Origin of the sequence: Streptomyces sp. NPDC060049 (assembly GCF_042736715.1) — a bacterium.
In the GTDB taxonomy this organism is placed as follows: Bacteria; Actinomycetota; Actinomycetes; order Streptomycetales; family Streptomycetaceae; genus Streptomyces.
Genome location: NZ_JBHWVV010000005.1, coordinates 340,349 through 361,478, shown reverse-complemented (window position 1 = coordinate 361,478; position 21,130 = coordinate 340,349). Strand labels below are relative to the sequence as shown.

The 21,130-nt window shown below is 69.3% G+C and carries 13 protein-coding genes; 6 read left to right on the top strand and 7 right to left on the bottom strand.

Annotation, left to right across the window (positions count from 1 at the left end; translation table 11 throughout):
- Nucleotides 1-3 precede the first annotated feature (3 nt).
- A complete protein-coding gene (locus ACFWBY_RS11840; RefSeq protein WP_385335078.1) occupies nucleotides 4-627 on the bottom strand; it encodes a TetR family transcriptional regulator in 624 nt (207 codons plus the stop codon).
- A 64-nt stretch (nucleotides 628-691) separates the two neighbouring features.
- Between ACFWBY_RS11840 and ACFWBY_RS11835 the strand changes: the two genes are divergently transcribed.
- Both ACFWBY_RS11835 and ACFWBY_RS11830 read left to right on the top strand, forming a co-directional pair.
- Complete coding sequence (locus ACFWBY_RS11835; RefSeq protein WP_385335076.1) at nucleotides 692-2,026, top strand: GH1 family beta-glucosidase; 1,335 nt, start codon at nucleotides 692-694, stop codon at nucleotides 2,024-2,026.
- A 195-nt stretch (nucleotides 2,027-2,221) separates the two neighbouring features.
- Complete coding sequence (locus ACFWBY_RS11830) at nucleotides 2,222-4,564, top strand: Orn/Lys/Arg decarboxylase N-terminal domain-containing protein (RefSeq protein WP_385335074.1); 2,343 nt, start codon at nucleotides 2,222-2,224, stop codon at nucleotides 4,562-4,564.
- Between the two features lie 83 nt (nucleotides 4,565-4,647).
- On the opposite strand, the gene ACFWBY_RS11825 is transcribed toward ACFWBY_RS11830, so the two are convergent.
- On the bottom strand, nucleotides 4,648-6,021 hold the full coding sequence (locus ACFWBY_RS11825) for a phosphatidylserine/phosphatidylglycerophosphate/cardiolipin synthase family protein (protein ID WP_385335072.1): 1,374 nt from the start codon (nucleotides 6,019-6,021) through the stop codon (nucleotides 4,648-4,650).
- A gap of 142 nt (nucleotides 6,022-6,163) precedes the next feature.
- On the opposite strand from ACFWBY_RS11825, the gene ACFWBY_RS11820 reads away from it, so the two are divergent.
- The gene (locus ACFWBY_RS11820) at nucleotides 6,164-6,490 is read left to right on the top strand and encodes a hypothetical protein (protein WP_385335070.1); all 327 of its coding nucleotides are present in this window, start codon (nucleotides 6,164-6,166) and stop codon (nucleotides 6,488-6,490) included.
- A gap of 885 nt (nucleotides 6,491-7,375) precedes the next feature.
- A complete protein-coding gene (locus tag ACFWBY_RS11815; protein WP_385335068.1) occupies nucleotides 7,376-9,598 on the top strand; it encodes a germacradienol/geosmin synthase in 2,223 nt (740 codons plus the stop codon).
- A 325-nt stretch (nucleotides 9,599-9,923) separates the two neighbouring features.
- Here the strand turns inward: ACFWBY_RS11815 and ACFWBY_RS11810 are convergent, their stop codons facing one another.
- From ACFWBY_RS11810 to ACFWBY_RS11800, 3 genes are all read right to left on the bottom strand, one after another.
- Nucleotides 9,924-10,304, bottom strand: coding sequence for a hypothetical protein (locus ACFWBY_RS11810; RefSeq protein WP_385335066.1), 381 nt, complete (start codon nucleotides 10,302-10,304; stop codon nucleotides 9,924-9,926).
- Nucleotides 10,301-10,888, bottom strand: coding sequence for a TetR/AcrR family transcriptional regulator (locus ACFWBY_RS11805; protein ID WP_385335064.1), 588 nt, complete (start codon nucleotides 10,886-10,888; stop codon nucleotides 10,301-10,303). The genes ACFWBY_RS11810 and ACFWBY_RS11805 overlap by 4 nt, the downstream gene beginning before the upstream one ends.
- A gap of 498 nt (nucleotides 10,889-11,386) precedes the next feature.
- On the bottom strand, nucleotides 11,387-11,902 hold the full coding sequence (locus ACFWBY_RS11800) for a GNAT family N-acetyltransferase (RefSeq protein ID WP_385335062.1): 516 nt from the start codon (nucleotides 11,900-11,902) through the stop codon (nucleotides 11,387-11,389).
- Between the two features lie 248 nt (nucleotides 11,903-12,150).
- Between ACFWBY_RS11800 and ACFWBY_RS11795 the strand changes: the two genes are divergently transcribed.
- Entirely contained in the window at nucleotides 12,151-13,539 is a 1,389-nt protein-coding gene (locus tag ACFWBY_RS11795; RefSeq protein WP_385335060.1) for a CoA transferase, read from the top strand.
- A 181-nt stretch (nucleotides 13,540-13,720) separates the two neighbouring features.
- On the opposite strand, the gene ACFWBY_RS11790 is transcribed toward ACFWBY_RS11795, so the two are convergent.
- Together ACFWBY_RS11790 and ACFWBY_RS11785 are read right to left on the bottom strand one after the other, a co-directional pair.
- The gene (locus tag ACFWBY_RS11790) at nucleotides 13,721-16,090 is read right to left on the bottom strand and encodes a non-reducing end alpha-L-arabinofuranosidase family hydrolase (protein WP_385335058.1); all 2,370 of its coding nucleotides are present in this window, start codon (nucleotides 16,088-16,090) and stop codon (nucleotides 13,721-13,723) included.
- Between the two features lie 430 nt (nucleotides 16,091-16,520).
- Nucleotides 16,521-18,071, bottom strand: a complete 1,551-nt coding sequence (locus tag ACFWBY_RS11785; RefSeq protein WP_385335056.1) for a sigma-70 family RNA polymerase sigma factor — start codon at nucleotides 18,069-18,071, stop codon at nucleotides 16,521-16,523.
- 444 nt (nucleotides 18,072-18,515) lie between these two features.
- On the opposite strand from ACFWBY_RS11785, the gene ACFWBY_RS11780 reads away from it, so the two are divergent.
- Nucleotides 18,516-21,062, top strand: a complete 2,547-nt coding sequence (locus ACFWBY_RS11780; protein WP_385335150.1) for an RICIN domain-containing protein — start codon at nucleotides 18,516-18,518, stop codon at nucleotides 21,060-21,062.
- Nucleotides 21,063-21,130 lie beyond the last annotated feature (68 nt).

The following is a 21,130-nucleotide window of genomic DNA, read 5'->3' as shown; positions in this document are numbered from 1 at the left end:
CAGTCACCGGATTCGATCGTTCAGGTAGCTGTTGAGGACTCGCTTGCACTCGGCGATCAGCTGGGGGTCGCCCTGCGGATCGGTGCGGAAGGCGAGTCTCAGCACGCTGTCCGCGCATTCCAGGGCCACCCTGATGGCGATGTCCAGCTCGGCGTCGTCCTGAACGCCGGACACGGACGCGGTCAGTGAGCGCAGCCGGCCGGCGACGGCCGTGTTGTTGTCGAGGGCCGGGTCGAGGGTGTGGTCCCGGCCCGCCGCACCGAAGTCCACCACGCCGAAACCGGTGATCGTCCGACGCATGGCGACGTACTCCTCGACGGCCACCTCGACGACGCCCGGGATCTCCTCCGGCTTCTCGCGCTCCAGCCGGACCGTGACCCGCTCCAAGAAGGCCTCCAGGTTCCGGGCGGCGAGCGCGCCGATCAGCCCCTCCCGGTCGGAGAAGAACTGGTACAGGGTGCCGATGGGCACCTCGGCCCTGCGGGCCACTTCCTTGGTGGTCAGCGCCGAGTAGCCGACCTCGTCCAGGAGTTCGGCGCAGGCGTCCAGCAGTCGTTTGAATCGTTCGGCGCTGCGCTTCTGGACGGGCCGGCGGCGCAATGTCCCCGAGGTGCGATCTTGGTTCACTGTTCCATCATCCCACCCGGCGAGCTAACGTGAGGCAGGCTCATATTTGGGGAGGTTGCAGTACATGAAGCTGGACCATCTGCCGGCGGACTTCGTCTGGGGCGCCTCGACGGCGTCCTACCAGATCGAGGGCGCCACCAAGGAGGACGGCCGCGGACCGTCGGTGTGGGACACCTTCACCGCCCGCGCCGGTACGGTCCGCGACGGGCACACCGGTGACGTGGCCTGCGACCACTACCGCCGGTACGAGGAGGATCTGGCGCTGATGGCCGAGGCGGGCCTCACCGGCTACCGCTTCTCCATCGCCTGGTCCAGGATCCAGCCGACCGGCAAGGGCGAGGTCAACCTCCGGGGTCTGGACTTCTACGACCGGCTGGTCGACGGCCTGCTCGCACGCGGCGTCGAACCCCTCCCGACGCTGTTCCACTGGGACCTCCCGCAGGGCCTCGAGGACGAAGGCGGCTGGCTGAACCGCGACACCGCGTACCGCTTCGCCGAGTACGCCGCCGTCATGGCCGACAGGCTGGGCGACCGCGTCCAGAAGTGGATCACGCTCAACGAGCCGTTCATCCACACGGTCTGGGGCTACGGCCTCGGCATCCACGCGCCGGGCCGCACCCTGTTCCTGGGCAGCCTTCCGGTCGCCCACCACCAGCTCCTCGGCCACGGCCTCGCCCTGCGGGAGCTGCGGGCGCGCGGCCTCCAGGTGATGATCGCGAACAACTGCACCCCGGTCTGGGCCGCCTCGGACGCCCCCGCCGACCACGCCGCCGCGCAGGCCTACGACAACCTCCACAACCGCCTGTTCAACGACCCGATCCTCGCGGGCGCCTACCCCGACCTGTCGGCCTACGGGGCGGACGCGACCCTGGGCGGCTCCGTCCAGGACGGCGATCTCGAACTGATCTCGGCCCCGCTGGACGCGCTCGGCATCAACTACTACAACCCGACCCGCATCCAGGCTCCGACGTCCGAGGGCCTGCCGTTCGAAGAGGCCCCCATCGAGGGCTACCGCCGCACCGCCTTCGATTGGCCCGTCGTCCCCGACGGCCTACGGGAACTGCTCGTCGGCCTCAAGGACCGCTACCCGGCCCTCCCGCCGGTCTACATCACGGAGAACGGCTGTTCAGTCGACGACGTCGTCACCGCGGACGGCACCGTCCCCGACCTCGACCGCATCGACTACTTGGAATCCCACCTCCAGGCCGTCGACGCCGCTGTGGCCCAGGGCGTGGACGTGCGCGGCTACTTCACCTGGACCCTGATGGACAACTTCGAATGGGCCGAGGGATTCCACCAGCGCTTCGGTCTCGTCCACGTCGACCACGCCACCCAGGTCCGCACCCCGAAGGCGTCCTTCGCCTGGTACCGCGATCTCATCCGCGCTCAGCGCGGCTGAGCAGCTCGCGAGCGCACCGTACGAGCTGCGGGAGTTTCCTCGGCGAACACTCGAGCGGCGTCCGACGAAAGGCGGCCCGCCGCCGGGTGTGAGCCCCCGTACGGGTGACGTGCCGGGTGTTTTCGGCGCGGCGCGCGGGGCTTGCCCTCGACACTTGCCCCGTCGGTTGCTCGGTGCGACGCAGGTAGGAGTCTTATGGCGAACGGTAGTGTCCTTCTGGCCTTGCGCGAGGACCCGTTGGGCCGGGGCGTCGGCGGTGAACAGCTACGACGTATCGCCAAGGAACTGGAGAACCGCGGGCTGGAAGTGCGGTGGGCGCGGACGGTCGAGGCGGCCCGTGCGGTACTGAGTACCGAGGCCGGACTGACGGCTGCCGTCGTGGCGTGGGACCTGCCGTCGGAGACCGGCGAGGACGCCTCCGGCGAGGGCGGGACGGTGCTGCAACAGATCTCCCGCCGGTTCAAGAACCTGCCGGTCTTCGTGGTGATGTCCGAGACGTCGGACCTCGGCCTGGACCGGCTGCCCCTGTGGGTGGCGGAAATCGCCGTCGGCTACATCTGGCCCCTGGAGGACACCCCTTCCTTCATCGCCGGCCGAGTCGTCAGCGCGGCGCGTGCGTACGGTGACGCCGTCCTGCCACCGTTCTTCAAAGCCCTGAGGCGGTTCGACGACGCCCACGAGTACTCCTGGCACACCCCCGCGCACTCCGGCGGAGTGGCGTTCTTGAAGTCACCGGTCGGCCGGGCGTTCTTCGACTACTACGGTGAGCGCCTCCTGCGGACCGACCTGTCGATCTCGGTGGAGGAACTGGGCTCCCTCTTCGAGCACAGCGGCCCGATCGGGGACGCCGAACGAAACGCCGCCCGGATCTTCGGGGCGGACCGGACGTACTTCGTACTCCACGGGAACTCCACCGCCGACCGCATGGTCGGCCACTACTGCGTCACCACCGACGAGATCGCCTTGGTGGACCGCAACTGTCACAAGTCGGTGCTGCACGGGCTGGTGATCTCGGGCGCGCGACCGGTCTACCTCGTCCCGACCCGCAACGGCTACGGCCTGGCGGGCCCCCTCCCCGCCAGTGAGACGCTGCCCGCAGCGGTGGCCGCACGCATTGCCGCCCATCCGCTGCTGCCCGGGGCGGTATCCCCGGATGCTCAGTACGCGGTGGTCACCAACTCGACGTACGACGGCTTGTGCTACGACACCGTGCAGACCGCGCGCGCCCTGGCACCCAGTACGCCCCGGCTCCACTTCGACGAAGCCTGGTTCGCCTACGCGCGCTTCCACCCCCTCTACGAGGGCCGGTACGGCATGGCTGTGGGCCCGGACACCTTCGAAGGCGACGAGCGTCCGACCGTCTTCGCCACGCAGTCGACGCACAAGCTGCTGGCCGCCCTGTCGCAGACGGCCATGGTGCACGTGAAGTCCTCGCCGCGCGCTCCGGTCGAACACCACCGGTTCAACGAGGCGTTCATGATGCACGGCACCACCTCCGCCCTGTATCCGGCGATCGCCTCGCTGGATGTGGCCGCGGCGATGATGGACGGGCCGCAGGGCGAATGGCTAATCAACGAGGCGATCACCGAGGCGATCCGGTTCCGGCAGGCCGTCGTCCGCACCGGCCGCCGGATCGCGGACGCCGGCGACCGACCGCCGTGGTTCTTCGGCGTCTGGCAGCCCGACACCGTGACCGACCCGGCCGACGGGACCACCGTCCCCTTCGCCGACGCCTCCCCGGCGCTGCTCGCCGCCGACCCCGGCTGCTGGGAGCTCGACCCCGACGCGGACTGGCACGGCTTCCCCGGACTGAGCCGGGGACAGTGCCTGCTGGACCCGATCAAGGTGACGCTGACCTGCCCCGGCGTCAACGCGAGCGGCGAGGCGGACTCCTGGGGCATCCCTGCCCGGATCCTCACCGCCTACCTGGCCGGCCGGGGCATCGTGGTGGAGAAGACCGACACCTACACCGCCCTCGTCCTGTTCTCCATGGGCATCACCAAGGGGAAATGGGGCACTTTGATGGACGCCCTCATGGACTTCAAGTCCCTCTACGACGCCAACACCCCCCTGCGGCAGGTCATGCCCCACCTGGTCGAGCGCCATCCGCAGCGCTACGGCCGCACGACTTTGCGCGCTCTGTGCCAGGACATGCACGAACACCTCACCCGCGCGGAACTCATCGACGCCCTGGACACGGCCTTCCAGCAGCTTCCCGAGCCCGTCGTCCCGCCGCAGACCTGCTACCAGCAGCTGATCCGGGCCGGCACCGAACGCGTCCGTCTCACCGACGCCGCCGGCAGGGTGGCCGCCGCCATGGTCACCGTGACCCCGCCCGGCATTCCCGTGCTGATGCCGGGGGAAGCACTCGGGGCCCCCGACGGTCCCGTCCTGCGCTACCTCAGGGCGCTGGAAACCTTCGACAGGGACTTCCCCGGCTTCCACAGCGAAGCACACGGAGTGACCATCGACTCGGATACCGGCGACTACCTCATCGAATGCGTACGCCAGGACATCCGGACGCGCTGGCGCTCGTAGGTCAGCGGGACGAGGACTGCGGTGGATGCGCCGGACATGCCGCACCCACCGCACGCTGCCCGTCTCGGAGACCTGCCGGCCGGCTACTGGACGCCGCCGTACTCGGCCTCCGTCACGGCTCGGGCACGCTGGGCGCGGAAGTTCGCCACGTAGGCGTTGAACACGTCCGCGTTCGCGCTCCTGTCCTCGTACTTCAGCAGCGTTTCGTCGTTGTCGGTCAAGGCCATCCCCGTGAAGGTGTGGCTGCCGGTGAAGACGATCTTCTGGTCCTTCTTGGCCTTGTAGGAGCCGTCGATGACCATGTACTTGGTGTGGGAGGTGCTACCGGAGTCCGGAGCGGTACCGTCGGTCTTCGCCGGACCGGACAGGCCCTGGTTGTTCAGGCGGTGCAGGGAGATCTTGCCGCGCTTGGTCGACCTGGTGAGCCAGTAGGCCGTCTCGCGGTGCTCTCCCGCCGCTTCGTAGTCGGCGAGCTTGCCGTAGACGACATCGATGTAGCAGCCGTCCTCGGCCATCTCCCAGAGCTTCTGGGCCACGGCCGGACGCGAGATGTGGCCGTTGGCGATCCGGATCACCGTGCGCCCGTCGGCGGTACCGTGCCCCGCACTGTTCCCGGAGCAGCCGGGGTACTTTCCGTCCTTGGGAGCTTCGCCTTCCACCCCCGTGCCGACCGTGTTCAGGATGTTGACGACGACGTCAGTCGAGGCCCGGGGGAAGAAGTAGGCCTTGGCGTCGCCGGCCTCCACATCGACGGGGTAGTCCTTGACGCGTGACGTGTCCGCCTGCGCCGTGGCCATCCTGTCGAAGTAGGTCGTGTAGCCGGTGTGCAGCGCCTGGTTGCCCACGACGGTCATCGCGTCGTTCCAGAGGGAGCTGAGGTCCTGCCCCGTGAGGTTGCCCGAGGACTGGACGACGACGTTGTCCACCGGAACACCGGTGTTCGGCGAGCCGCTGCCGGTCGTGCGGGAGAAGAGGAAGAACTTGTTGTGGTTGACACCGCCGATGGTGCTGTCGGCCAGACAGGGCTTGTTGTACTCGCACACCTTGAACCAGGACGTCCCGTACGTGGTGCCCGCGGGCGGAACCTTGGCGAAGGCCGTATTGAGCTTGTCCCGGACCGTCTTGCCGGACTGTCCCATCCACGCCTCGCTGATGGTGTCGTCGTCCACGAGGACCTGTACGTTCACGCCCCGGAGATGAGCTTCCGCGAGCCGGTCCGCGGTCCAGCCGGATCCGAACGCGTACAGCGATATCTTGATCGTCGATCCAGGCGTGGCACCGCCGATGAGTCGGCCGATGTGTCCGAGGATCGCGTTCTGTTCGGCCTGCGGGCCCTTGGGGTTGTTGAAGACGGGACCCGTGGACACGTAGGTCGTCGTCTCGGCCGAGGCGGAGGGAGCCGTCATCGCCAGGAGGCCCCCGATGACGAGGGCCGGAAGGAATCTCTTCTTGATCATGAGCACACCCTACGAACGCCCCTGAACTGCGAGTTCGGCACCCCTGACGGGTACCTGCTTCGCGGTGGAACGGCCGGGAAGCCATGGTTTTGGCGTGCGTGCGCGCCGCGTGGTGGACCGTGATGCTGGAAGCATGGCCCTCATGACCACTCACCAGCCGCACGACAATGCAAGCCCCGGCCCCGGCGGAAGTGCGGGCGGGTCGGTTCCACTGACCTCCCATGTGAAGGCCGGGTCCGGCGGGGCGATGACCGAGGAGGTCGGTGTCATCACCGGCGACGTCTCCCTGACGACCGAGGTCGGCCCGGATGGCACCGTCCAGGTCCGCATCCAGTACACCGGCGCGGAGGAGTGGTACACCCTCACGGGCAGCCCTGCCCCGCTCCCGCCAGAAGGTCTTGCCGTGTTCCACGAACGCGTCGTCGACGCAGTCCGGGCAGGCGGAGCTGCCGAAGTCCCCGACCTCTAGCCGAGCCTGACTCGTGTGCGGGTTCGCCCGTGCACCAAAAGGCGTGTAAAAGTCGGGCGCCACCACCGGCTCATGGGCCGACGCCACAGCGAGGCCGTCGGCTCCGGGCACTGCAGAGGCACCGGCATGCGGGAACCTCGGCTCTTGCGCCCTCCCTCCAACGGACAAGGACATGCCACTCCCAAGATCGGCGCGAGCGACGCTCATGCGCCGCCTCCCAGGCAAACGCGGCGGCCAGGGCGGAAGTTGGCGGCGAAAGGCCGGGGTCAGGCACCGGCTGACATCTTGGGAAAATGCGTCGCTGGTCCCGATCTGCGGGTGCGGTACGCCGCCGCTGCTCACACGCTGCGTCCTCGATGACGAGTACGACGTCCTCGAATACGGCGACCGAACAGCGGCACAGGTCGATGTCGAGGTCACGGCCGAGCGCGCCTCCTCGCAACCCACCCCCACGCTCCCGCCGAACCCACGGACACGACCGGCTGATGCACACGGACCGACCCGCGAGTTCCCGCTGTATGAGCTCCCGTGCCCGGAAACCACCGGGGGCGATCTTGGGCGGGCATCCCTCGTGCGGGTGAGTCCGGGGCCGTAGGGCTGCGGTGCGTGAGCGTGCGCCAGGACGATCTACGAACATGGCCCGTAGCCCGTTGGACTTGGATGAGTTGGTCGAGCGCTGGACGCTGCCGACGGACGTGAGCCGGGCCGGTGCGACCGGATCGTCGCGGCTGCGCCCGCGTCCGCCCGCGTTTGCCCACGCCCGCGTCCGCCCGTACGGCGAGGTGAACCCCGACACATGGCCGCCCGCCTCCATAGCGCAGCAGCGCCTGTGCCCCGTCCCCGAATTACGGCGGACGCCGCCGGCCGGCCCCTGAGGGAGAAGCGATGAACAAGCATGCACCGTTCGTGATGCCCGAGCTCTACCAGCCGTATCCCGCCCGTGTGAATCCGCACCTGGAGTCGGCGCGGGCACACACCAAGGCCTGGGCCCGTGAGAGGGGAATGCTGGATCACGCCGGCCCCGACGGGGCCCTGATCTGGGACGAGGCCCGGTTCGAATCCATGGACTACGCCCTCATGAACGCGTATGTCCACCCCGACGCGGACGCCCAGGAACTCGCTCTGCTCACTGACTGGTACGTGTGGGTGTTCTTCTTCGACGACCACTTCTTCCAGGTCTTCAAGCGCACCGGGGACTACGAGGGCGCGAAGGCCCACTTGGCCAGACTGGCGCAGTTCACCCCCCTGGAATCCGATACCCCCTCAGCCGCTCCGGCCAACCCGGACGAACGCGCGCTGGCCGACCTGTGGCCGCGCACGGTCCCGGCCATGTCCGTCGGCTGGCGCCGCCGTTTCGCCCAGAGCACCCAGAACCTCATCCAGGACTGCTTGCGAGAGCTGTCCAACATGAGGGCCGACCGGGTGCCCAACCCGATCGAGTACATCGGGCTCCGCCGCACCTCCGGCGGAGCACCCTGGTCGGCGGATCTGGTGGAACACGCGGTCCGGGCGGAGATCCCCTCCGGGGTCGTCGACACCCGGCAGCTCCAGGTACTGAAAGACACCTTCTCCGACGGCGTGCACCTGCTCAACGACCTCTTCTCCTACCAGCGGGAGACCACCGAGGAGGGGGAGCTCAACAACGGCGTCCTGGTCGTCGAGCGGTTTCTCGGCCTCGACCCCCAGACCGCCGCCGAGCGGGTCAACGACCTGCGCACCTCACGACTTCACCAGTTCGAGAACACCGCGGCGACCGAAGTGCCGCTGCTCTGCGAGGAGCACGGACTGGGCCCGCAAGCCCGTCTCGACATCGGCCGGTACGTCCAGGGCCTGCAGGACTGGCAGGCCGGCGGACTCGAATGGCACCAGCGCTCCAGCCGCTACATGAACGCTGCCGCGCGGCGCCCGTCCTTCGCCCCGTCCGGCCCGGGCACCTCCGCCGCCCGGATCAGCCGGTCATGGCACCGGCTGACACCGCGATCGTGCGACCCCGGCGGGACGGCGGTCAGCCCGGGCTACCCGTTCCTGCTGCCGGCCTTCACACTGCCGTGGACCGCGCGCAGCAACCCGCACCTGGCTTCCGCCCGTCGGCACGCCAAGGAGTGGGCCCGGCGCACGGGTCTGCTCGACCCGCTGCTCTGCCCACCCGGCCCTGCGATCTGGGACGAGTACACCTTCGATTCGGACGACTGGCCGCTGTTCGCCGCGCTGACCCACCCGGACGCCACCGAGGAGCAGCTGCACCGGGTGGCTCTCTGGGACGTGTGCCTCCTCGCCCTCGACGACTACTTCGTCACCGCGTACAAGAACCCGCGCGACCTGGCCGGAGCCAAGGCCTTCGTCGAGCGCCTACCGGGGTTCATGCCCCTGGACGACTCCCCGACCCCGGAACCGGTCAACCAGGTAGAACGCTCCGTGGCCGATGCGTGGGCCCGCACCGCACCGGCGATGCCCGAGCCCCTCAGGAACCGCTTCCCCGCCTACGTCGTCGACTTCGTCGGCTCCAACCTCTGGGAGTTGTTCAACATCATCCAGGACCGGGTTCCCGACCCGGTCGACTACCTGGAGATGCGTAGGACCACTGCTGGGACGGACCTGTCGACCGGCCTCACCCTGCACACCCCCGGCCGGGAACTCCCACCCGAGGTCTTGCGGGCCGCACCCATGCGGACGCTGCTGAACTCCTTCGCCGACACCGTCGGCATCCGCAACGACATCTACTCCTACCGCAAGGAGATCGACACCGAGCAGGAGGTCAACAACGGCGTCCTGACCATTCAGCGGTTCCTCGACTGTGACCTGCAACAAGCCGTTGACATCGCCTACGGCCTGTTCACCTGCAGGATCCGCGAGTTCGAGGAGGCCGCAGCCACCGATCTGCCCCCACTGTTCGAAGAACTGGGCCTGCACCAGGACCAGCGCGACAGCGTCCTGGGATACGTCAGGACGCTCCAGGACTGGATGGCCGGGGACAACCAGTGGTACCGCCAGACCGGCCGCTATACCCGGGGGGCGGCGAATCCGCTCACGCGGCTCCTCAGTGGCCCCACCGGCCTCGGCACCACCGCCGCCCGCATCACACTCGGCACCGCGCCCACGCTCGGCTGAGTCGCGGTGCGAGGACGCCGCGGGCGGCGGTCTGCTCCTCGCGCCGCGCCGTTCAGATCCGCCGCCACATCAGCCAGGGATCCTCGCGGCAGTCCTGTTGCGGATGGACGACTGCGGGCACTGGCAGGTCGTCCGGCTCGTCCCGCAGGCGTAGTGCGGCTACCCCCGGCCCAACGGAGCGGCCGATCATGGATGGGGCGGAGCTGCGCGCCACCGGCGCGCTGCGGCACCGGCTGAGCGAGTACCGGGAGTTCGAGTTTGGAGCCGCGGCCTCAGCCGCATCCGTGGCGGACAGCGGGGGCCGCGGGAGCTCTCCGGGGTGGAGCTACGCGGCGCCCGCCGCTGCCAGCACCGCGACCGGTAGGAGCAGAATCCACTGCGGCAGGCGGAGCAGCGGCCTGGACCAGCCGACGGACAGCGTGACGACGAGGAAGGCCGCCGCGTACGCGGTGAAGTGCGCGGCCACGAACCATGCCACCAGGCCGGTCCCCGGCGTTCGGTCCGGCAGGGAGAGGTAGAGCAGAGCGAGCCCGGAGAGCACCAGGTCGACGCTCACCATGTGCCACACGGCGTGCAGGACACGCTTGGGTTCGTCCGCGAGCCCGCAGGACAGCAGCGGGCGCACCACATCGCGGTGCCCGGCGGCGATGTGCACTGCGGCCACGCCGAGCGCCGTGATCCCTGCCGCGAGGAGCCAGCCGTTCATCGGACCTCGATTCCCTTGGCCACGACCGCGGCCAGCAGTGCGGCCAGCTGCCGGCCAGGGTGTTCCCCGACCAGTCCCACATGGAAGAACACGGCTCCCGCCAGCGTGTCCAGGACCAGGTCCACGGGCGTTTCGGCCGCGATCTCCCCGCGCAGCAAGGCGCGATCGAAGACGACCAGCAGCCGTTCCTTCGACGGGGCCAGGAAGTCGCCGCGGATGCGCGCCTGCAGTTCCGGATCGGCGGCGAAGTCAGCGAGCAGCCCCGGGAGTGCCGCCGCGGCGGCAGGTGCGCGGAACTCGTCGACCAGGCCCTGCAGTAGTACGGTCAGATCCCCGGCCAGGGTTCCGGTGTCCGGGGGAGGAGCGTCATCGGTGGTCGTGAAGACGGCCTCGAAGACCAACTCCGGCTTGCCCGGCCACCGCCGGTAGATCGTGTCCTTGCCGACACCGGCCCGTGCGGCCACCGCCCCGATCGATGTCGCGGCGTAACCGACCTCGACCACCAGCTCTGCCGTCGCGCCGATGATCGCCTCGTGTGATCGGGGGTCCCTGGGACGCCCCCTGGAGGGCTGAGAGGAGCTCATGGCATTTACCTTACGGGTCGACCCGTAAAGTAAGCAAGAGGGTGGCCGGAAGGTGCCCGCCGTCGCCGCCGGACGCCGGGCCGGGGTGTGACCGGGGCGGCTGTTCCGGAATTCCGTTCAGCGATGGCTCGCATGGAACGGCAACCGCATCTCGCGTTGGGCGGCGAGATCTCAGATGATGTCGAAGCCTCTCCCCGCGTCATAGATGTCCGCTCCCACGACGTAGGCAACGTTCCAGGCCGGGATCGCGATGAAGTGCACCATGGCGGAACCGCACGCGCTCGACCGCCTGCCCGGGCGCAGACTGACCAGGACGATTCACCTGGCCTACGGCGCCGCGGTATCGCCCGTACCCTTTCCGAGATGTCTGATCAGGTCCGCGATCAGCCGATCGCGCGCGGCAGCCTTGGCGGCCGGGGGCCTCAAACACCGGGTCATCGATGCCACTGACCCTTTGCGGCGGTGTGGGGCCGTCGGCAACCCGTCGGCCCCACGGCATCATCGCTCGTCGTGGTCGGGCTTGGTGATCCTGAAGCGGGCCGTGTGCTCCTCAGTGACCCATCGGTGGAAGCCGGCCTTCTCCAGCACGCGGACGGAGGCCGGGTTCGACAGCTCCACGTCGGCGAACACGGTGTGGACGCCGGGGGCGGTGAGGGCGAACTCGGCGAGGGTCCGGGTGGCCTCGGGGGCGTAGCCCCGGCCGCGGCGGGAAGCCACGATGCCGTAGCCGATCTCGAGGGTTCCCTCGCTGGGCGGCCAGAACAGGCCGATCGAGCCCACGACCAGACCGCTGACGCGCTCGATGATCAGACGGTGGCCATGTTCGCCGAGCCAGGCGGGGTGGTGGTCGAAGAGGCCCGCGATGACGCGGTCGCCTTCGGTGGGGAAGTCGTCCGCCCAGTGGGCCGACCTGGTGTTGTCGAGGACCGCGGTGGCCTCGGCCGCGGACCAGGGCCGGAGATCGAGGCGGTCGGTGGTCAGCTGAATGCGGGCGGATGAAGCGGAGGAAGTCACGTGTTGCTCCTGGTCGTCGGGGCGACCGGATCGCGCTCTGCTAACGCGCGGGCCGGAAAAGGGCATGCTGAGGACGGCCGTTGGCAGCCATATTCATCAACCTCCCTGTCCCGTGATCACGCGCCTCTCGCGTTGGCGAGACGGTAGCAATCCCTCCTCGGCCTGGGCAAAGCAGTTCTGGTCACCGGTCGGCCCGGGTTCGTGGTGCAGTCCTTCCCGCTGATGGCACTCAGTGCCATAGTGTTGGTATGCAGCCCTCCATCACCTCCGGCACCTCGCAGGCTTGGGCGGCACTGAGTGCCGACCCTTCGTTGTTGGACCGGGTTTCCTGCGACGGCCCCTCCGGAGGGTTGCCCTCGTGCCTGCCTGTCATGGAGCTGGCGCGGGCCACCGTCGCAGTGTGCTCCCTCGCGGCTGCCGAGCTCGTCTCCGTCCGCACGGGACGCCCGGTTCCCCGTGTACGGGTCGATGACGGAGCAGTCGCGACGGCGTTCCTCAGCGACCGGTTGGTGCAGGTCGACGGGCAGGCGTGGGCGACCTTCTCACCGCTGTCCCGGTTCTGGCGGGCGTCCGATGGATGGGTTCGTACGCACGCCAACTACCCGCACCACCAAGCCCGATTGCTCGCCGTCCTCGGAGTGCCGGGGGACGCAGGCACGGAGGCGGTGCACGCGGTGGCCCGGGCGATCGCGCGGCTTACCGCCCTCGAGGTGGAGGAGGCCGTGTACGCGGCGGGGGGTTTGGCCATCGCGGCACGCGGGCCCGGGGACTGGGCCCAGAGCGAGCAGGGGGTCATGGTTGCCCGGCAGCCGCTGCTCACCACGATGCGCATCGATGATGCCCCCGACCGGATGCTCCGCGGTGCCGCACTACCGTGCGCGGGACTCCGCGTCCTGGATCTCACCCGAGTGCTGGCCGGTCCGGTCGCCACCCGAACACTGGCTTTGCTCGGCGCCGACGTGCTGCGAATCGACGCCCCACAGCTGCCGGAAAGTCAGGAGGCCCACAACGACACGGGAATGGGAAAGCGCTCAACCACCCTGGGGCTGGGGCAGGCCACCGACCGTAGGCTCTTCGAGGCACTGCTCGAGAAGGCGGACGTGGTGGTCACCGGTTACCGGCCGGGTGCGCTGGAACGGCTCGGACTGACCCCGGAGGCGCTCGCCGAGCGCCGTCCGGGTCTGGTGATCGCCCAGCTCTCCGCGTGGGGCCGTTACGGGCCGTGGCACGAGCGACGCGGCTTCGACAGCCTGGTCCAGGTGGCCACCGGCATCGCCGAGCTGGAGGGTTCACCGGACTCGCCCGGTGTGCTGCCCGCCCAGGCGCTCGACCACGGCACCGGCTATCTCCTCGCGGCCGCGGTGCTGCGCGCGCTCACCGAGCAGTACCGAACGGGCGGCACCCGTCTTGTCCGCCTGGCCTTGACGCAGACCGCACACTGGTTGGTCCACGGCTTGGCGCCCGCTCCAGGCGAGGATGACGGCTTCGATCCCGAGCCCTGGCTGACTGGGAGAGACAGCCCCATGGGCCGACTGCGGCACGCGCTGCCACCTGTCTCGTACGAGGGGGGCCCGGTGAACTGGGAACGCCCGCCCGGCCGGTGGGGGACGGACGCCCCGGTCTGGGCCGGCGACTAAGGTCCGTCTGCAAACGGCCGGCCGTGGCCGGGCGGTGGAAGAGCGGAACCCCAGCCGACGTGCGGCTGGGGTTCCTCGAAGCGGCGGGCATCGGTCAGAAGGTGGAGTCGCCTGGGCCGTGTGCCGCTCGTCTCCGCGTCGGCAGGCCGTCCCGCATCGCGATCACCGTGGATCGGGCAGGCTAACGCTGCAGGGTGAGGACACCCGGTCGGTACGGCAGTTGGTCGTAGGGGCCGTTCGCGGTGGGTGACTTGCCCTGGTAGAGAAACTGCAGGTTGCAGGGGTCGATGGTCATGGTCTGGTCGGGGTTGTTGCGGACCAGGTCACCGTGGCTGATGTCGTTGGTCCACGTGGCACCGCTGTTGGCCTTGCCCGCGAAAGGGGTGCTTTCGCTGCCTGCCTGCGGGGTCCACGAACCGCTCAGGCTGGAGGCCGTGAACGAGCGGAAGTACCGCCCATGCGCACCCTTCGCCTCGACGATCATGAGGTACTGGTTCTGGCCCTGGACCTTGTAGACCTGCGGCGCCTCGAACAGGTTGTCCGTCGAGTCGCTCATGATCGTCGTGTACGACGAGCCGAAGTTGCCCGGGAAGTTCCCGATCGGCATGCTCGCCCGGTAGATCTTGCCGTTGTCACCGGCGAAGAACAGGTACATGTTCTGTTCGTCGGCGATCAGGGTCTGGTCGATCGGGCCGGTGGGGGAGCCCGGGATGCTACCGGTGAACAGCGGCTGCGGCGAGGACCAGCCGTTGGGGTTGGTGGGGTCGCTCGACGTGCGGTAGATGAAGGGCCACGAACCCCACTGGTACGCCAGCACCCAGATGTTCTTGGGCGCGAAGTAGAACAGCGTGGGCGCCACCGCGGCCTGGCTCATCCCGGTCTGGCCGGCCGACGCCATGTCCGACCAGTTCGTGAAGGGATTGAACATCATCGAGCCGTACGACGATCCGGACGCGTTCGACCCGTAGACCAGGTGCTTGCCGTTGTGGACCACGTTCGTGAAGTCCTTCAGCGCGCCCCATCCGTTCGCCGGCTGCGCCGACGCACCCGTCGACGTCCATCGGTACGTCGACGGAAGAGCACACGGGCCGCCCGTCGGCGCGGGCGTGGTCGGGGTAGACGTCCCGGACGGGACGGTCCACTTCTGGTTGGTGCCGGACCAGCAGGAGTACAGCTGGATCTTGGTGCGGTTGGCGGTCGCCGCGCCGACGGCGTCGAGGCACAGCCCGGACTGGACACCGGCGATCGTGCCGTTGGTGGTGTTGATGTTCCACTGCTGGCCGGCGCTGCCGTCGCAGTCCCCGATGACCACCGCGGTGCCGTTGCCGGTGCCCTTGGACATGGCGTCCAGGCACTTGTTGCCGTAGATCATCAGCTGCTTGCCGGAGGTGTATGTCCAGCGCTGGTTGGTCTGGCCGTTGCAGTCCCACAGCTGCGCCTGGGTGCCGTTGGCGGTGGTGGAGCCGTTGATGTCGATACAACGGCCGGAGGGGACGCCCTTGATCGCCCCGGTGCCGGTCCCGCCGGTGGTACCGGGGGCGGCCTTGAGGGCGTCCACGACGGCGGTGTAGGCGGCCTTGGGGTTGCCGTTGTTGTCGAACAGCAGGGGGCTGTCGCCGCTGCGCCAGGAGTCGCTGTCCCGGATGCCCCATACCGTGATGCCGGTGCACCGGGCCACGGCGAGGCAGGCCTTGACCGTGTTGGCGTAGTGGGTGGCCGACGCCCGGGCGATGTCCAGCTCGGTGATCTGGACGTCGACGCCCAGGGCGGCGAAGCTGGACAAGGTGGTCTGGAAGCTGGACGGCGGTCCGCCGGTGCCGAAGTGGCTCTGGAACCCGACGCAGTCGATCGGCACGCCGCGGGACTTGAAGTCCCTGACCATGTTGTAGACGCCCTGGGTCTTGGCGTCCGACCAGTTCTCGATGTTGTAGTCGTTGTAGCAGAGCTTGGCCGAGGAGTCGGCCGCCCGGGCGGTGCGGAACGCTTCCTCGATGAAGCCGTTGCCCAGCACGTTCTGGAACACCGAGCTGCGGTGCTGGGAGGAGCCGTCGGCGAACGCCTCGTTGACCACGTCCCAGGCGTAGATCTTGCCCTTGAAGTGGGTCATCTCGGCGGTGATGTGATTGTTCATCACACTGCGCAGCGTATTCGCGTCGCTGATGGAGCTGACCCAGGAGGGGAGCTGCGAGTGCCAGACCGTGGTGTGGCCGCGCATGCGCTGGCCGTGTGCCAGGGCACGGTCGACGATCTGGTCGGCCGGCCCGAAGTCGAAATTGCCGCGGGACGGTTCGATGGCGTCCCACTTCATCTCGTTCTCCGGGGTGATCATGTTGAACTCCCGGTCCGAGATGGCGGCGTACGTCGAGTCGCGGAGCCTGCCGGAGGCCACAGCAGTGCCGAAGTACCTGCCCGAGGGGGCCGCCTGCGTACCCAGGTTGGCGGCTCCGGCGGAGCTGGGAAGGAACGTCACGACACCGGCCACCAGTGCCGCGGCCGACAGCCCTATCGTCAGCGTCCGGTGACGCCGGCTGAGCCGGTGCAGGCCTTTCATGATTCTCCTCGGGGGTCGCGGGTCACCCGGGGTGCCGTGATCGTGCGCGCATCGGCCGGTACGGCCTGATCCGTCTCGGGGCGGGTGCGGTGCAGGACGTGGGACCGTTCCTGCGTACCGGTCGCCCGGGGTTGGTGAGTGCGTCGCGTCATGGGAGGCGCTTTCTTCAGGAGATGCGTCAACGGGGAAGCAGGGGAACCTGCCACGCCGACACGCCATGGTGAGCGGCGGGAAGAACACCCCACGAAGAGGAGGCTTCCGAACCCGCGGTCTCGTAACGGAAAAGTCGCGCCGTCCGGACGATTGCTCAGTGATGCATCTCGCAGGCAAAAAGCGTTATGCCGAGCCCCGCGGTCTGGTCGTCCCCGTGGAAGGCGCGCCGCCCTGACCCGTCACCGCGACTCGGTCCAACATGCTCAAGGAGCAGTTCTCAAGCCCAGGACCTGCGCACGATGAAGGAAGCCTGGCCGGCGAAGGCCCGGGTGCCGTCGGAGCCATCGAGCCAGATGCCACCGTCGCGGTGACGGAGGACCGATCCGGGATAGTTGTGCGCGTGCAGGGTTACCGACCCGGCGACCGCCCCGGGGCTCGGACAGAAGGTGGCGTCTTCACGGAACAGTGCGCTGCCGTCGTTGGTGCTCAGCTGTAGCCGCAGGTCACGATGGCGCAGATAGCGGCCGTCGGCGGCGCGGAAGGTGACGCACCGTGTGTCGGCCAGCCCCCCGATGACCGTGAAGGTGCCCCGCTGCCGTGTTTGCGCGCTGCTGGAGGCGGAGACCCGGCCGAGCATCGCGAAGTCGCCCGCATAGGTGAGGTACAGGGCGGGGTCGTCCACGGACTCCAGTGACCGTGCCCCCAGCGGAACGGTGCCTGCGGCGGCGGACGGACTCACAGGGGACGGTCCGGCCGACGTGGTGGTGCGCGACGGGATCGGCGTGGGATCTCCGACCGGGGGAGCGGCGATGACGCCGGGCGCCCGATGCGCCGGTTCGGGCCAGGTCGCGTAGGTGGCGGTCCCCGCGATGAGCACCGCGCCGGTGGCGAGACCCACCAGTGGATGAGCGGTCACCGCGTGGAGTTTGCCGATCAGCGAGCTGTGCAGACCGCCTCCACCCGTCGCCGTGCCGACGGCGACGTGTGCCGCGGCCAGCCCGACGGCGCTCGTGGCCGTACCCGACAGCAGGCCCTTGGCGGCCAGTGCGGCGATGAGCCCGGCCGGGACGGCCAGCGGAGCGAGGCTGAGGAGCAGTAGTTCGGCCGGAACCCGTTCTGTCGTCGTCGCCGTGCAGACCGGGCAGCCGCGGGTGTGCCGCGCGATCCGCTTGCGCCACACCGGTGCACGGAGACCGTCCCAGCCGACGACGGTCTCGTTCAACTGCGGACAACGCGGGTCGGCCTCGAGCGCGGCGACGATCGTCCGGCACACTTCCAGCTGCTCGCGCATGCGTTGCAGGCGTACTCCGACGTGGGCGACAGTGAGCCCCATCGCGGCGGCGATGTCGTCACGGCTCAGCGAGCCGGCGCGTTCCTGCCACCACAGCGACAGCAGCACCCGATGGTCCGGGTCGAGCCACCGGTCGGCTTCGACGACCTGACGGCGCTCGTCCGACACGTGCAGACGCAGGATCGTCACGTCCTCGGGTTCGGCGCCGACGTCCGGTATCCGGAGTGCCTCGTCGATGACGGTGGTCCGGTCGGCGAAGGCGCGTTGCCGCTGCCAGTGGGTGTTGATCTGGCGGAGCGTGATCGACACCAGCCAGGACCGGAAGCTCTCCGGGGCGCGCAGGGCAGGCAGGTCGCGCACCACGCGCAGCAGGGTTTCCTGGACGACGTCGTCGACGTCGGCATGTCCGCTCAGCGCTCGCCCGACGATGTTGTAGACCAACGGCAGGTACGCGGCGATCAGCTTTTCGCGCGCCCGACCGTCGCCGGCCTGCGCCGCGACGACAAGCCCCGCGTGCTCCGCATCCATGAGCCCCATTCCCACCTCCCTCAGGGGAGTGATCCGCCGAGTACGGCGCCGCATTCTGGCCTCGGGCATGCAACCGGGCCAAGCGATCTGACGACAAGTGAGGAGAAGGCGCCCCTGAGCTGCCGGGATTCGAGTGTCTAGGTCGGATCCGCTGCAAGAACAGGTGCACCTTCTCGGTGAGCGAGCGTACAGGGTGGGACCAGCCGGCAACCTTTTGCGGAGCCGTGACGACTGACGGGAGACCCGAAGACGATCACACCCACGATCGTCCGATCACACCGCCGCATGCTGCTGCGCACCGCTGACCAGAGCGGTGTGCGAGGCAGGCCCGTAGCGAGGAGCAACCCCCCCATGAACGAGACGGATCCCACCGCGCACGGTCGTGGTCGGCGCACGCACGCGGCCGGTGGCGAGCGACGTACGCGTGGACGCCACCGTCGGCGCTGGACGACGATGGGTCTGGCGCTGGGTGTGCCCGGTGTGCTCGGCCCCTACCTTCTGTTCGTGCAGGCCGACTCGGAGGCCGCGACCTTGGATTCCGACGCCTACTACGAGGTGGTGTCCGTGCGCAGCGACAAGGTGCTGGACGTGCCCGGCGCGGACACGTCGGACGGCGCCTGGACACGGCAGCAGAGCCGCGCGGCCGGCTCCGCGAGTCAGCAATGGCGGCTGAGGCCGACGCGGGACGGCTACTACGAGCTGGAGAACCGCAGCAGCAAGAAGGTCCTCGGTGTGCGGGGTGCCTCCAGCCAGTCGGCGGCAGCCGTCGAGCAGCAGTCCGACCACGGTGCCGCCGCGCAGCAGTGGAAGATCGAGGACGTCGGCGGCGCGGCGGTGAAAATCGTCTCCCGGAGCAGCGGCATGGTGCTGGACGTGTGGGGTGGTTCCCGCGGCGACGGCGTGCCGCTCATCCAATACCCGGACCAGGGCAGCACCAATCAGAGGTGGAAGCTGGTGAGGGTGGGCGGCCCGGCCGGGTACACCTGGCACAACGCGCAGATCGTCGGTGGCGGCTTCGTCACCGGGTTGGTCTTCAACCCCGCCCGCAAGGACCTGCTGTACGCGCGGACCGACATCGGCGGCGCCTACCGTTGGGACGCGACCGCCGCACGCTGGACCCCCTTGACCGACTGGATCGGCGGAGCCGACTGGAACCTGCTGGGGATCGAGAGCCTGGCGACCGACCCGGTCGACCCGAATCGCCTGTACCTCGCGAGCGGCACCTACACCAACGATTGGGCGGGCAACGGCGCCATCCTGCGCTCCACCGACCAGGGCAGGACGTTCCAGCGCACCGACCTGCCGTTCAAACTGGGCGGCAACGAGGACGGCCGGTCCATGGGCGAGCGGCTGGTGGTGGACCCGTCCGACCACCGCACGCTCTACCTGGGTACCCGCAAGAACGGGCTCTGGCGCAGCACCGACTACGGAGCGACCTGGAGCCAGGTCGCAGGCTTCCCCGTGCAGGACGGTGCGAGCAGCGGAGTCGGCCTGTCGTTCGTGACCTTCGGCCCGGCCGGCAGCCGGACCATCTACGTCGGGGTAGCGGACAAGGCCACCTCCCTCTACCGCTCCACGGACGGCGGCAGCACCTGGCAGGCCGTGCCCGGCCAGCCGGAAGGGCAGCTGCCGCAGCACGGTGTGCTGTCCGGCGACGGCTCGCTGTACCTGACGTACACCAACGCGCCGGGCCCGAACGGGGTGACGGCCGGTTCGGTGTGGAAGCACACGCCGTCCACCGGGAGCTGGAAGAACATCTCGCCGTCCAGCGGCGGTTACGGCTTCGCCGGCCTGGCGGTCGATCCGCAGCACCCCTCCACGGTCATGGTCACCACACTGGACCGGTGGTGGCCCTCGGACGAGATCTACCGGTCGGCCGACGGCGGGGCCTCCTGGAAGGCGCTCGGCGCGACCTCGGTCCGGGACAACTCCGCGGCGCCCTACGTGGGCACCGGCATCGGTCACTGGATGGGCGCCCTGGCCATCGACCCCTTCGACTCCGGCCACGTGCTGTACGGCACCGGATCGGGGATATGGGGCAGCCATGACGTGACCGCGGCGGACACCGGGCGGGCGACGCACTGGACCATCCCGGCCAAGGGCCTGGAGGAGACCGCGACCCTCGGACTGATCAAGCCCCCTGGTCTTCCCCTGATCAGTGCGCTCGGCGATGTCAGCGGGTTCCGGCACGAGGACCTCACCAAGGTGCCCGCCAAGGCGCTGTCCGGACCGCTGTTCACCAACACCACTGGTATCGACTTCGCCCAGTCGAAGCCGCAGTTCATGGTGCGGGTCGGTCTCGGTGGCGAGCAGCACGGCGCCTATTCGACCGACGGCGGAGCCGACTGGGCACCCTTCGCCGCGGCGCCGGTCCGCGACGCGGGCGGCGGTTCCGCGGCCGTCTCGGCGGACGGCGCCGCCGTGGTGTGGACCCCCGCGGGTCAGGTTCCGTTCTACTCGACCAACCACGGTTCGGCCTGGGCGGCGACCTCCGGTCTGCCCAAGGACACGGCGGTGGTGGCCGACCGTTCGGCGGCGAACACCTTCTACGCCCTCAGCGGCGGCACCTTGTACGTCGCCACCGACGGCGGGAAGCACTTCACCGCCCGGGCCACCGGCCTGGGCGACGGGGAGCTCAAGGCGGTTCCCGGCATCGCCGGTGACCTGTGGATCGCCGGCGCGGGCAACGGACTGCTGCACTCCACCGACGGGGGGAAGAGCTTCAACAAGGTGGACGGCGTGGAGCAGGCGACCGCCGTCGGCTTCGGCAAGCCGGCCCCGGGCGCCGGATACCAGGCGCTCTACCTCAGTGGGAAGGTGAAGGGCGTCGCGGGGCTGTTCCGTTCCACCGACGGCGGCTCGGCCTGGGTCCGGATCAACGACGACCGGCACCAGTTCGGTGGCAGTGCCATCAACGTCATCATTGGCGACCCCGACGTGTACGGCCGGGTCTACCTGGGCGGCTACGGCCGTGGCGTGGTGTACGGCGACCTGTCCTGACCGCCTTGGCCCGTGGGCGGCGGCGGGTCGGAGCCGTCCCCCACGGGCCACTGGCGCGGTTACCCCGT

Bases quoted from the DNA above. Each gene is read 5' to 3' on its own strand.
- ACFWBY_RS11815 (WP_385335068.1), top strand. From the start codon at position 7,376: ATGAACAAGCATGCACCGTTCGTGATGCCCGAGCTCTACCAGCCGTAT.
- ACFWBY_RS11810 (WP_385335066.1), bottom strand. From the start codon at position 10,304: ATGAACGGCTGGCTCCTCGCGGCAGGGATCACGGCGCTCGGCGTGGCC.
- ACFWBY_RS11790 (WP_385335058.1), bottom strand. From the start codon at position 16,090: ATGAAAGGCCTGCACCGGCTCAGCCGGCGTCACCGGACGCTGACGATA.
- ACFWBY_RS11780 (WP_385335150.1), top strand. From the start codon at position 18,516: ATGGGTCTGGCGCTGGGTGTGCCCGGTGTGCTCGGCCCCTACCTTCTG.
- ACFWBY_RS11830 (WP_385335074.1), top strand. From the start codon at position 2,222: ATGGCGAACGGTAGTGTCCTTCTGGCCTTGCGCGAGGACCCGTTGGGC.
- ACFWBY_RS11835 (WP_385335076.1), top strand. From the start codon at position 692: ATGAAGCTGGACCATCTGCCGGCGGACTTCGTCTGGGGCGCCTCGACG.
- ACFWBY_RS11795 (WP_385335060.1), top strand. From the start codon at position 12,151: ATGCAGCCCTCCATCACCTCCGGCACCTCGCAGGCTTGGGCGGCACTG.
- ACFWBY_RS11785 (WP_385335056.1), bottom strand. From the start codon at position 18,071: ATGGGGCTCATGGATGCGGAGCACGCGGGGCTTGTCGTCGCGGCGCAG.
- ACFWBY_RS11805 (WP_385335064.1), bottom strand. From the start codon at position 10,888: ATGAGCTCCTCTCAGCCCTCCAGGGGGCGTCCCAGGGACCCCCGATCA.
- ACFWBY_RS11820 (WP_385335070.1), top strand. From the start codon at position 6,164: ATGACCACTCACCAGCCGCACGACAATGCAAGCCCCGGCCCCGGCGGA.
- ACFWBY_RS11825 (WP_385335072.1), bottom strand. From the start codon at position 6,021: ATGATCAAGAAGAGATTCCTTCCGGCCCTCGTCATCGGGGGCCTCCTG.